The organism is Antarctobacter aquimaris, from assembly GCF_900184945.1.
Taxonomy (GTDB): Bacteria; Pseudomonadota; Alphaproteobacteria; order Rhodobacterales; family Rhodobacteraceae; genus Maliponia; species Maliponia aquimaris.
Map to the genome: position 1 here is coordinate 128,155 of NZ_FXYF01000009.1, position 11,907 is coordinate 140,061.

Consider the following 11,907-nt stretch of genomic DNA (forward strand, 5'->3'; position numbering starts at 1 on the left):
CCGCGGCGACGGTCAGTCATCGTCGTCATCCTTGTCATCGTCGTCCTTGTCGTCGTCCTTGTCTTCCTTGTCGTCGTCATCGTCGTCGTCGTCATCCTCGGGGTCATCCGCCTCGGGGGTGTCGTCTTTGCGGCGGTCGTCCCGGGTCCTGACCTTGTCGTCGCGGTCGTCGTCGTCGAGGTAGTCGCGCAGGATGGCCCCGGTGGAGGGGTTGAGGATGATCTCGCGCCTGCCCCGTGACCCGCTGGCCGTGATGCGAATGCGGCCCAGGAAGGTGCGGGACACCGCGATCTGCCTGTAGCCTTCGCGCGAGAGTTGACCGACGATCCGCTCCTCGACGGTTTCCGCACGGGCGGCAGGGACGCCTGCGACCAGGCAGGCCACCACGCCGCACAGCAGGCGTCTGCGCATCATCTGCGCTGTCCTCCAAAAGGGCCGCGGACCGGGAGGTCCGCGGCGGTTGGCTCAGTCGTCATCGCCATCGTCGTCGTCGTCGTGATCGTCATCGTGATCGTCATCGTGATCGTCGTCGTGATCGTCGTCGTCCCGATCGTCGTGCATGTCGTCATCCTGATGATCATCGTCCCGGAGATCGTCATCGTCCAGAGAGTCTTCGGTCCGGTCGCGCGTCACCACGCCCGGTTGCGAGATGTCGCCGGGCTCGGCGGTTTCGACCTCCTGCTTGAGCAGGTCGCCATTGGTGCGGGACCAGACCTGTTCCAGTTTCTCTGTGCCGCGGATGGCCTCGACCTTGATCTGCGACGGGCCGCGCTTGATCTCGATGTGAGTATAGCCCGCGGCGGTCAGGTCCGAAACGATCTGGTCCGTCAGAACATCGGCGGTGGCGATGGAAGCAGACAGCAGGCCCGCAAGGGCGGTGACAAGAAGAGTGGGTTTCACGGTAAATATCCTTTGGTCAGGGGTGGAACCGACGACACCGCACGAGGCTGTGTCGCCTGCCCTGTCCTTGCCGCGGGAACGGCGGCCGGGAAATGGACCCTCGGTTTATCCCGGCGCCGATAAACCTGCGGACCACGCGCATAAACCTGGGTTTATGCGGGGTTTTGGGGGCCTTTTGCCCGGTTTCGGGGTCTCACCTGCGATGAAAAAGGCCCGGCGATCCTATTGACCTGCCGGGCCCTGTTCGGGTCGATGCGCAGGGAACCCGTCAGCCGGCCTTGCGGCCCTCGGTACCGGACATGTCCACGCCGAGGTGCTTGGCCACGGTAAAGATGTCCTTGTCGCCCCGGCCGCAGAGATTCATGCAGATGATGTGATCCCTGGGCAGATCGGGCGCGATCTTGGCCACATGCGCGAGCGCATGGCTGGGCTCCAGCGCGGGGATGATGCCTTCGGTCTCGCAGCACAGCTGGAAGGCGGCCAGCGCCTCCTTGTCGGTGATCGAGACGTACTTGGCGCGGCCCACGTCGTGCAGCCAGCTGTGTTCCGGGCCGATGCCGGGATAGTCGAGCCCGGCGGAGATCGAAAAGCCCTCGAGGATCTGGCCGTCGTCGTCCTGAAGCAGGTAGGTGCGGTTGCCGTGCAGCACGCCGGGGCGGCCGCCGGTCAGCGAGGCGCAGTGTTCCATGCGGTCGTCGACACCCTTGCCGCCGGCCTCGACGCCGATGATGTTCACCTCCTTGTCGTCGAGGAAGGGGTAGAACAGGCCCATGGCGTTGGAGCCGCCGCCGATCGCGGCGACGAGGGTGTCGGGGTTGCGGCCCTCGGCCTCCATCATCTGGACCTTGGTTTCCTTGCCGATGATCGACTGGAAGTCGCGCACCATGGCCGGGTAGGGGTGCGGGCCGGCGACGGTGCCGATGCAGTAGAAGGTGTCTCGCACGTTGGTCACCCAATCGCGCAGCGCGTCGTTCATCGCGTCCTTGAGCGTGCCGCGCCCCGACGTCACGGGGACCACCTCGGCGCCCAGCAGCTTCATCCGGAAGACGTTGGGCTGCTGCCGCTCAACATCGTGCGCGCCCATGTAAACCACGCATTTCAAACCGAATTTTGCGCAGACGGTGGCGGTGGCGACGCCGTGCTGGCCGGCACCCGTCTCGGCGATGATGCGGGTCTTGCCCATGCGGCGGGCGAGGATGATCTGGCCGAGGACGTTGTTGATCTTGTGCGCGCCGGTGTGGTTGAGCTCGTCGCGCTTCATGTAGACCTTGGCGCCGCCGAGGCGGTCGGTCAGCCGTTCAGCAAAGTAGAGCGGGCTGGGGCGGCCGACGTAGTGCTTCCAGAGGAACTCCATCTCGTCCCAGAAGCTCTTGTCCGTCTTGGCTTTTTCGTATTCCGCCTCAAGCTCGAGGATCAGCGGCATGAGGGTTTCCGAGACGAAGCGCCCGCCGAATATGCCGAAGCGGCCCTTTTCGTCCGGGCCGGTCATGAAGCTGTTCACCAGGTCGTCCATATCGCCTCTCCCTTGCGCTCTCGGGGCCTGAATATGGCATGTGCGGCGGGAAAGGCCAGAGGCAAAACCGGGCGGCGGGTTTGGTACAAAAGGTACGTCCTGTACGCGAAAAATGTCGTTTTGTACAAATTCCGGGCCGGCGCAGCGGGTGGGCTGGGGGTCAAGGCGCTTCGAAGCGCCTTGGGAAGCGGCCGCGCGGCCGCTTGCAAGCGCGTTGCAACGCGCTTGGCAACGCCCTTGGAAGGGCGTTGGAAAGGGCCTTCGAAGGCCCTTTCAGCGCACCCGACGGATCGGGGCGCCGTTGCAGAAGATGACGAAGTGCCGCCCGTTCTCGACCGCCTGGAAACCGCGGTGCGCGAGGGCCTCGACAAAGGCGCGGCGGCCGACCAGGCGTTCGACATCGCGGACCTGGCGTTTGACCACGCCGCCGCGCCGCGCCTCGGCGGAGGAGAACAGCTGGTCGAGCCAGAGGTCGGAGGTGAGATGATCGGGTAGCTGGGCCATCTTCGGGATATCACACCCGGTCTGGTTAATGCGCGGTTAAGCCGCCCGGACCGCCCGTTCCAGCGCCGGGTAGCGTGCCGCCAGGGTCACGGCGCGGACGACGTAGGCGACCATCAGCGCCGCCCAGAGGCCATGCGCGCCCCAGAGCGGGATCAGCGCCGACACGGCGGCAAAGTAGACCAGCGTGGAAATGGCCATCATGTTGCGCATGTCGCGGGTGCGGGTGGCGCCGATGAAGATGCCGTCGAGCATCCAGGACGGCAGGCCCAGCACCGGCGTGGCGACGATCCAGGGCAGGAAGCGGCGCGCGGTGTCCTGCACCTGCGGTTCGCGCGTCATGGCGTCGATGATCGCGCTGCCGAGCAACGCGAAGCCCAGCGCGAAGACGAGGTTGGTCACGAACCCCCAGAGGCTGGTCAGCGCCACCGCGCGGCGCAGCGCGGCGATGCGGCGCGCGCCGACCGCCTGGCCCACCAGCGCCTCGGCCGCGAAGGCAAAGCCGTCGAGCGCGTAGGCCATCACGGCGATGAACTGCATCAGCACCTGGTTGGCGGCCAGTACCACCACGCCGAAACCGGCGCTGTAGTAGACGATGAAGGACAGCATGATCGCCTGGAGCAGCAGCGAGCGCAGCAGGATGTCGGCGTTCACCATCGCCATGTGGCGCAGGCGGGCGCGGTCGGACACGCGCGGCCAGTCGCGCCAGGCGGGGGTGGCGAAGGCGGGGCGGCAGAGCCAGAGGCCCAGCGCGAGGCCGGTCCAGTCGGCGATCACGGTGGCCACGGCGACGCCTTCGACGCCCCAGCCCAGGCCCAGCACGAAGAGCGCGTTCAGCGCGACGTTCAGGCTGACCATCCAGAGTTGCAGCGCCAGCATGGCGCGGGTGTTTTCCAGCGCGCCGAGCCAGCCGTTGATGCCGTAGATCGCCACGGCGGCGGGGGCCGACAGGATGCGGATCTGCATGTAGGCCGCGGCCAGTTCCTCGACCGCCGCATCGGCGGGCGAGACGGCAAAGCCGATCCCGGCGATCAGCGGCAGCAGCGGGACCAGCAGCAGCCCCCCTGCCCCGCCGATCATCAGCGCGCGGGTCAGCAGCGCCGCCACCTCGGCCCGGTTGCCCGCGCCCTGCGCCTGCGCCGTCAGCCCGGCGGTGCCCATGCGCAAAAAGCCGAAGATCCACAGCACGGCGGTGATCAGCGCCGCCCCCACGGCGACGGCGGCGATCGGCGTGGCGTCGGGGATCTGGCCGATCACCGCGGTATCGGCCACGCCTTGCAGCGGGATGGTCAGGTTCGACAGCACGATCGGCAGCGCGATGCGCAGGACGCGGGCGTGGGTGATGGACGTGGCGTCTTGCATCGGCGGTGGCTCTGGCGGCGGGCGCCGGGGGGCTGTCTGCCCCCCGGACCCCCCGAGGATATTTCTGGCCAGAAGAAACGCAGCTGTGCTTCGGGCGTGTTTCGGGCGTGTTTCGGGCGGCGGGTCGGGGTGTGTCAGCCGTCCTTGCGCGGCATCAGGAAATGCGCGGTGGCCTGGGCGAAGGGGCGGTCGCGGTTGTCCTGCCAGGCCTCGGTGTGGACCGAGGCGTAGCGACGGCCCGAGCGGTTGACCCGGGCGCGGGCATAGGCGTCGCGCGGCAGGCCGGTGCGCAGGTAGTCCACGGTGAAGTCGATGGTTTTGGGCAGGCGCGGCAGGTTGCCCACGGTCATGGTCTCGGGGTCGAGCGCGCCGGATTCGATGTCCTCCCACAGCCAGAACCAGTTCAGCGTGATCATGGCGGTGATCTCGAGAAACGCCGCCGTCACGCCGCCGTGGATGGCGGGCAGGAAGGGGTTGCCGATCAGCTTGTCGTCGAACGGCAGGAGGGCGGTCAGTTCGTCGCCGCGGCGGTCGAAGCGGACGCCGAGGTACTGGATGTAGGGCACGCCGGAGACCAGCGCCGAGAGCGCGGCGTCGCGGCGCTGCTTGATCACCTGGACGGGTTCGGGCGGTTTGCGGGCCATCACGCGCCCTCCACCGTGAAGGCGCCGGTGGCGGTGGCGACCGGGCGGGCGGTGTCCTCGTCGGTGGCGGTGGCGTGGACAAAGGCGACGGAGCGGGTGATGTGGTAGCAGGTGGCGCGCGCGGTGATGGTCTGGCCGGGCGTGGCGGGGCGCATGTAGTCGATCCGCAGGTTGATGGTGGCGGTGCCGGCGGGCGAATTGGGGTGGCTCATCACCGCCGCCCCGCCGCAGGTGTCCATCAGCGCCGAGACCGCGCCGCCGTGAATCACCCCGGTTTCCGGATCGCCGACAATGCGGAGGTCGTAGGGCATGCGAATCTCGGCCACGCCATCGCCGATTTCGGTGATGGCCATGCCGAGGGCGCGGGAATGCGGGATGGTTTCGATGAACTGCCGCGCGATGCGGGCCTTGTCTGCGGTCATGCGGTGTCTCCTTGGCGGTCTTTATGGGCGCGGGCCGGGAGAGCTGCAAGCCGTGTTGCCGGCGGCTTGTCTCGCCCGCGGCATCGGCCTAGGTTTGAACAAGTGACCGGGGGGAGAGATGGCCATGCCCGACACACGCCTGAGCTTCAAGGAGATGTGCGCCAAGTTCGATGTGACGCCGCGCACCTTGCGGTATTACGAGTACATCGAGCTGCTCGCGCCCGAACGCGACGGCCGCAGCCGCAGCTACGGCCCGCGCGAGATTGCCCGGATGACGCTGATCCTGCGCGGCCGCAAGTTCGGCTTTCAGCTGGAGGACATCCGGCAGTGGCTGCTGATCTACGAGAACGAGGGCACCGAGGCGCAGATGCGCGCCTGGCTGGAGATGGCGGACCGGCAGCTGGCGCAGCTGGCCGAGGAGCTCGCGCAGCTGGACGCGGCCATGGACGAGCTGAAGGCGCTGCGCGACCAGACCGCCGAGTCGCTGGGCCGGGCCGGCTGAATCGTGTGATTCCCCGAACGGCGCGACGCCCGCGTGCCGGGATTCGGCCAAAGCGCTTTGGAAAGAATGTTTCACGACAAGACGATTGACCTTGCCTTATCTTACGTCAATCCTGAAATGACGTAGCGTATGAGTTACGTCAACGATAATTCCCGTTGTATGGACTCCCGGAAAGCCTCACTTCCCGTTTCGTGAATGTGTGACAACACGGCAGGGAGCCGAGGATGCGAGACATGACAGAAGAGCAACTGATGACGATCCGGGAAATGTGCGACCAGTTCGAGGTGACGCCTCGGACCTTGCGCTTCTACGAGCAGAAGGAACTGCTATTCCCGATCCGCGAGGGCCAGAAGCGGCTGTTCACCCGGCGCGACCGGGCGCGGCTGAAGCTGATCCTGCGCGGCAAGCGCTTTGGCTTCAGCCTGGAGGAAATCCGCCAACTGCTGGACCTCTACCACGTCGGCGACCAGCAACGCACCCAGCTGTCGGCCGCCTACGCGGTGGCGCGGAGCAGGTTGCAGGACCTGATCCGGCAGCGCGACGAACTGAACGCCGCCATCGGCGAGCTCGAGGCACAGATGAAATGGGGCGAGAAGATGCTCGGCTCCATGGAAAACAAACGCGCGGCCGAGTGACCCCGGCCGCAGGCAGGACCTGAGGGAGACAGACATGCCCACATACACGGCGCCGACACGGGACCAGATCTTTGTCCTGGACGACGTTCTGAAGCTCAGCACGGCGGATATCCCCGGCTACGAGGACCTTGACCGCGACACGCTCGAGGCGATCCTTGGCGAGGCCGCGAAGATGGCCGAGAACGTGCTGGCGCCGCTCAACCAGGTGGGCGACACGCAGGGCTGCGTGCTGGAAAACGGCGTGGTGCGCACGCCGGAGGGCTTTCACGAGGCCTTTGACCAGATGCGCGAGGGCGGCTGGACCGCGCTGGACTGCGATCCCGAATACGGCGGCCAGGGCCTGCCCTATGTCCTGGCCACCGCGGTGGGCGAGCAGTTTTCCGCCGCGAACATGGCGTTCAACATGTACCCGGGCCTGACGCACGGCGCCTACTCGGCGATCCATGCGCACGGGTCGGACGCGCAGAAGGCGCTGTACCTGCCGAAGATGGTCAGCTGCGAATGGACCGGCACCATGAACCTGACCGAGCCGCACTGCGGCACGGACCTGGGCCTGATGCGCACCAAGGCGGTGCCGCAGGACGACGGAAGCTACCAGATCACCGGGCAGAAGATCTTCATCTCGGCCGGCGATCACGACATGGCGCAGAACGTGATCCACCTGGTGCTGGCCAAGATCCCCGGCGGGCCGGAGGGCATCAAGGGCGTGTCGCTGTTCATCGTGCCGAAATTCCTGGTGAACGAGGATGGCTCGGTCGGCGAGCGCAACGCCGTCTCGGTCGGCAAGATCGAGGAAAAGATGGGCATCCACGGCAATTCGACCTGCGTCATGAACTACGACGCGGCCACCGGCTACCTGCTGGGCGAGGCGCACAAGGGCATGCGCGCCATGTTCACCATGATGAACGAGGCGCGGCTGGGCGTCGGCCTGCAAGGCTATGCCCAGGCCGAGGTCGCCTACCAGAACGCGCTGGCCTACGCCAAGGACCGCCTTCAGGGCCGCGACGTGACCGGCGCCAAGAACCCCGACGGCCCGGCCGATCCGCTGATCGTGCACCCGGACATCCGCCGCAGCCTGATGGACCAGAAAAGCTTTGTCGAAGGGGCGCGCGCCTTTGTCTACTGGGGTGCCTCGATGATCGACCGCGGCCACCGCGCCGAGGACGCCAAGGCCGAGGGGCTGATTTCGCTGCTGACGCCGGTGATCAAGGGTTTCCTGACCGACAAGGGCTTTGACTACGCCACCGCGGCGCAGCAGGTCTACGGCGGGCACGGCTACATCGAGGAATGGGGCATGTCGCAGTTCGCCCGCGACGCCCGCATCGCGATGATCTACGAGGGCGCGAACGGCGTGCAGGCGCTGGACCTGGTGGGCCGCAAGCTGGCGCAGGACGGCGGCAAGCACGTCATGGCCTTCTTCGACATGGTCAAGTCGTTCGCCACCGAGCACAAGGGCCAGGACGAGGAGTTCGACGCGCAGTTCCTCGAACCGCTCAAGGCAGCGTCGAAGGATCTGCAGGCGGCGGGCATGTATTTCATGCAGAACGGGGTGAAGAACCCCAATGCGGCGCTGGCGGGGTCCTATGACTTCATGCACCTGTTCGGCCATGTCTGCCTGGGGCTGATGTGGTGCCGGATGGCCTGGACCGCCAAGACGAAACTGGCCGCCGGCGAGGGTGACCACGATTTCTACGCCGCCAAGCTGGCGACCGGGCGCTACTACATGGTGCGGCAGCTGCCGATGACGGCCGTCCACCTCAAGCGGATCGAATCCGGCGCCGAGCCCGTCATGGCCCTTGAGGCGGACGCGTTCTGAGGGAATGGTGGGGCGGCGGGCCCCCCCCCCCGCCCTGCACCAACGGCCGAAGGAGCCTTCATGCCCAAGCGTTTTCGTCTGACCCGCCGGTTCCCGGTCGCCATGACCGAGGACGGCTATCGCAAGCTGAAGAAATTCGCGCACGAGGCGGGGCTGGACGAGGGCGAGGCGCTGTCGTTCCTGTTCGAGCACTTCGACAGCGTGACGGACGCCGACGCGCTGGCGCACCGGCTGCGCCTGTTCAACGCCGAGCTGGACGACAGAAAGAGATAAGGGAGGGATCATGCCGCGGGACTGGATGACCGAAGAGCATGAAATGCTGTCCGAGATGACCGCGAGGTTCATCGAGACGGAATGGCAGCCGCTGTACGGCAAGTGGCGCAAGCAGGGGCAGATGGACCGCGAGACCTGGGCGCAGGCGGGTGCGCTGGGCCTGCTCTGCCCCTCGGTCCCCGAGGCCTACGGCGGGCCGGGCGGCGATTTCGGCCACGAGGCGGTGATCCTGATCGAGGCGGCGCGCGCCAACCTGGCCTCCTGGGGGCACGGCATCCATTCCGGGATCGTGGCGCATTACATCCTGGCCTATGGGACGGAAGAGCAGAAACAGCGCTGGCTGCCGAAGATGGTCAGCGGCGAGCTGGTCGGCGCGCTGGCGATGACCGAACCGTCGGGCGGGTCGGACCTGCAACGGCTCAAGACCCGCGCACTGAAGGAAGGCAACGCCTACCGGCTGAGCGGGCAAAAGACCTTCATCACCAATGGCCAGCACGCCAACCTGATCGTGGTGGCGGCCAAGACCGACCCCAGCGAAGGCGCCAGGGGCATGTCGCTGATGGTGGTCGAGACCGACAAGGCCGAGGGATTCACCCGCGGGCGCAACCTGGAAAAGATCGGCTGCCACGCGGCGGACACCTCCGAGCTGTTCTTCGACAATGTCGAGATCCCGCCCGAGAACCTGCTGGGCGGAGAAGAGGGCCAGGGCTTCTACCAGATGATGCAGCAGCTGCCGCAGGAACGGCTGATCATCGGCTGCGGCGCGGTGGGCGCGATGGAGGGCGCGGTGTCCCGCACCATCGCCTACTGCAAGGAGCGCGAGGCTTTCGGCGGCCCGCTGACCCAGTTCCAGAACACCCGGTTCAAGCTGGCCGAATGCCAGACCAAGACGGTGGTGGCGCGCAGCTTTCTCGACCAGTGCATCGCCGAGCACCTGGAGGGCAAGCTGAGCGTCGAAAAGGCGGCCATGGCGAAATACTGGCTGACCGACACCCAGGGCGAGGTGCTGGACGACTGTGTCCAGCTGCACGGCGGCTACGGCTTCATGCAGGAATACGCGGTGGCCGAGATGTGGGCGGATGCAAGGGTGCAGCGCATCTACGGCGGCACCAACGAGATCATGAAGGAACTGATCGCGCGCAAATTGTGACGGCGGTGCGGGTGGCAAGCACGGAATTGAGTATTTGAACCAAGAAGAAACAGGAAGGTCGCACATCGGACCCAAAGGCCAGGGCAGCAGTCGACCTTCCTGCGGTGCCCGCTCCTCTGGCTAGGGGCGGGGCTTCTCCTTGGGCGGTCATCGGCTCTCCAGCCTGTACCGCACCTACAAGAGTGGCGCGTTAACCTTAACGCGCAGTTACCAAATGAGGTGCCTGCTGCTTCTTCTTGGTGAAAATACCTCCACGGGGGTGCGGGGGTGTGAAACCCCCGCTCCGACGGGGCAAACGGGAACGACGGGAGACAAGTCGCGATGACCATGACACTCTACTGCTTCGGCGAATCCGGGCATTCCTACAAGGCCGCGCTGGCGCTGGAACTGGCCGGGCTCGACTGGGCGCCGGTCAAGGTCGACTTCTTCAACGGCGAGACTCGCGGAGAAGCCTACCGGACCACTGTCAACGAGATGGGCGAATGCCCGGTGCTGGTCGATGGCGAGGTCAAGCTCACCCAGTCCGGCGTGATCCAGCAGTACCTGAGCGACACCTACGGCCATTTCGGCGGCAAGACCCCGGAAGAGGCGCGCGAGGTGCTGCGCTGGGTGCTGTGGGACAACCACAAGCTCAGTGCCAACGCCGGGATCGCGCGGTTCCTGATGAACTTCCTGCCAGAGGACAAGCGCCCGGCCGAGGTGATCGGCTTTCTGCAGGCGCGGCTCAAGGGCGCCTACGCGCTGCTCGACGGGCACCTGAAGGGGCGCGACTGGATCGTGGGCGACGGTCCCACCAACGCCGATCTGACCTGCTGCGGCTATCTCTTCTACCCCGAGCCCTTCGGTTTCACCCGTGCCGATTGGCCCGAGATCGACCGCTGGCTTTCCAACATCCAGGCGCTTCCCGGCTGGAAGCACCCCTATGACCTGATGCCCGGCTCCCCCGCGGACCGGGCCTGACGAAAAGGACATCCCATGACCGAAGCCTATATCTACGACGCCGTCCGCACCCCGCGCGGCAAGGGCCGCGCCGACGGGGCGCTGCACGAAGTGACCAGCCTGCGCCTGTCGGCACAGGTGCTGAACGCGGTCAAGGCGCGCAACGGGCTGGACGGGCACGCCGTCGAGGACGTGATCTGGGGCAATGTCACCCAGGTCGGTGAACAGGGCGGCTGCCTGGCGCGGTCCGCCGTGCTGGCCAGCGACCTTGACGAGTCGATCCCCGGCCTCGCGATCAACCGCTTTTGCGCCTCCGGCCTTGAGGCGGTGAACCTGGCCGCGAACCAGGTGCGCGGCGGTGCCGGTGAAGCCTATATCGCCGGCGGGGTCGAGATGATGGGCCGGGTGGCCATGGGCTCGGACGGGGCGGCCATCGCCGTGGACCCGAGCATCGCCATGGAGCGCTATTTCGTGCCGCAGGGCATCAGCGCCGACATCATCGCCACCGAGTACGGGTTCAGCCGCGACGACGCCGACGCGCTGGCCGTCGAGAGCCAGCGCCGCGCCGCCAAGGCCTGGGCCGAGAAGCGGTTCGAAAAATCCATACTGACGGTGCGCGACATCAACGGCCTGCCGATCCTGGAGCAGGACGAATACATGCGCCCGGGCACCGACATGCAGTCGCTGGGCGCGCTGAGGCCGTCGTTCAAGGATATGGGCGAGGTCATGCCCGGGTTCGACGCCATCGCGCTGATGAAGTACCCGCACCTCGAGCGGATCGAGCACATCCACCATGCCGGCAACTCCTCTGGGATCGTCGACGGCTCGGCCGCGATCCTCGTCGGCAACAAGGCCTTTGGCGAAAAGTGGGGGCTGAAGCCGCGCGCGCGCATTCGCGCCACCTGCAAGATCGGCACCGACCCGACCATCATGCTGACCGGCCCCGTGCCGGCGACCGAGAAGATCCTCAAGGACAGCGGCATGTCGATCGGCGACATCGACCTCTTCGAGGTGAACGAGGCCTTTGCCTCGGTGGTGCTGCGCTTCATGCAGGCCTTTGACGTGGATGCCGACCGGGTGAACGTGAACGGCGGGTCGATCGCCATGGGGCACCCGCTGGGCGCGACCGGGGCGATCATCTTGGGCACCCTGCTGGACGAGCTGGAGCGGACCGGCAAGGGCACCGGCCTCGCCACGCTGTGCATCGCCTCGGGCATGGGTGCTGCGACGATCATCGAACGGGTCTGAGG

The 11,907-nt window shown here is 66.6% G+C and carries 14 protein-coding genes; 7 read left to right on the forward strand and 7 right to left on the reverse strand.

Features of this window, described 5'->3' with window-relative positions:
• Positions 1-12: 12 nt before the first annotated feature.
• The 7 genes from MAA8898_RS16480 to MAA8898_RS16510 all read right to left on the reverse strand — a co-directional run bounded on the left by MAA8898_RS16480 (position 13) and on the right by MAA8898_RS16510 (position 5,342).
• Positions 13-414, reverse strand: coding sequence for a hypothetical protein (locus MAA8898_RS16480; RefSeq protein WP_094022122.1), 402 nt, complete (start codon positions 412-414; stop codon positions 13-15).
• Between the two features lie 51 nt (positions 415-465).
• Positions 466-900 carry a hypothetical protein gene (locus tag MAA8898_RS26315; protein ID WP_094022123.1) on the reverse strand — a complete coding sequence of 145 codons (435 nt, stop codon included), beginning with the start codon at positions 898-900 and terminating at the stop codon, positions 466-468.
• A gap of 268 nt (positions 901-1,168) precedes the next feature.
• On the reverse strand, positions 1,169-2,413 hold the full coding sequence (gene trpB, locus MAA8898_RS16490; protein ID WP_094022124.1) for a tryptophan synthase subunit beta: 1,245 nt from the start codon (positions 2,411-2,413) through the stop codon (positions 1,169-1,171).
• Between the two features lie 273 nt (positions 2,414-2,686).
• The gene (locus tag MAA8898_RS16495) at positions 2,687-2,917 is read right to left on the reverse strand and encodes an N-(5'-phosphoribosyl)anthranilate isomerase (protein ID WP_094022125.1); all 231 of its coding nucleotides are present in this window, start codon (positions 2,915-2,917) and stop codon (positions 2,687-2,689) included.
• Between the two features lie 36 nt (positions 2,918-2,953).
• Positions 2,954-4,276, reverse strand: a complete 1,323-nt coding sequence (locus tag MAA8898_RS16500; RefSeq protein ID WP_094022126.1) for an MATE family efflux transporter — start codon at positions 4,274-4,276, stop codon at positions 2,954-2,956.
• A 134-nt stretch (positions 4,277-4,410) separates the two neighbouring features.
• Positions 4,411-4,920, reverse strand: coding sequence for a PaaI family thioesterase (locus MAA8898_RS16505; RefSeq protein ID WP_094022127.1), 510 nt, complete (start codon positions 4,918-4,920; stop codon positions 4,411-4,413).
• On the reverse strand, positions 4,920-5,342 hold the full coding sequence (locus MAA8898_RS16510; protein WP_094022128.1) for a PaaI family thioesterase: 423 nt from the start codon (positions 5,340-5,342) through the stop codon (positions 4,920-4,922). Before MAA8898_RS16510 ends, MAA8898_RS16505 begins: the two co-directional genes overlap by 1 nt.
• A 124-nt stretch (positions 5,343-5,466) precedes the next feature.
• On the opposite strand from MAA8898_RS16510, the gene MAA8898_RS16515 reads away from it, so the two are divergent.
• The 7 genes from MAA8898_RS16515 (at position 5,467) to MAA8898_RS16545 (ending at position 11,905) form a co-directional block, all read left to right on the forward strand.
• Entirely contained in the window at positions 5,467-5,844 is a 378-nt protein-coding gene (locus MAA8898_RS16515; RefSeq protein WP_094022183.1) for a MerR family transcriptional regulator, read from the forward strand.
• A 233-nt stretch (positions 5,845-6,077) separates the two neighbouring features.
• A complete protein-coding gene (locus tag MAA8898_RS16520; protein ID WP_094022129.1) occupies positions 6,078-6,479 on the forward strand; it encodes a MerR family transcriptional regulator in 402 nt (133 codons plus the stop codon).
• Positions 6,480-6,513: 34 nt separating this feature from the next.
• Entirely contained in the window at positions 6,514-8,295 is a 1,782-nt protein-coding gene (locus MAA8898_RS16525; RefSeq protein WP_094022130.1) for an acyl-CoA dehydrogenase C-terminal domain-containing protein, read from the forward strand.
• Positions 8,296-8,355: 60 nt separating this feature from the next.
• A complete protein-coding gene (locus MAA8898_RS16530; protein WP_094022131.1) occupies positions 8,356-8,568 on the forward strand; it encodes a hypothetical protein in 213 nt (70 codons plus the stop codon).
• A gap of 10 nt (positions 8,569-8,578) precedes the next feature.
• Positions 8,579-9,718, forward strand: coding sequence for an acyl-CoA dehydrogenase family protein (locus MAA8898_RS16535; protein WP_094022132.1), 1,140 nt, complete (start codon positions 8,579-8,581; stop codon positions 9,716-9,718).
• Between the two features lie 321 nt (positions 9,719-10,039).
• Entirely contained in the window at positions 10,040-10,678 is a 639-nt protein-coding gene (locus tag MAA8898_RS16540) for a glutathione S-transferase family protein (protein ID WP_094022133.1), read from the forward strand.
• A 15-nt stretch (positions 10,679-10,693) separates the two neighbouring features.
• Positions 10,694-11,905 (forward strand): acetyl-CoA C-acetyltransferase, encoded by a 1,212-nt coding sequence (locus MAA8898_RS16545; RefSeq protein WP_094022134.1) that lies wholly within the window; start codon positions 10,694-10,696, stop codon positions 11,903-11,905.
• The last annotated feature ends 2 nt before the right edge of the window (positions 11,906-11,907 follow it).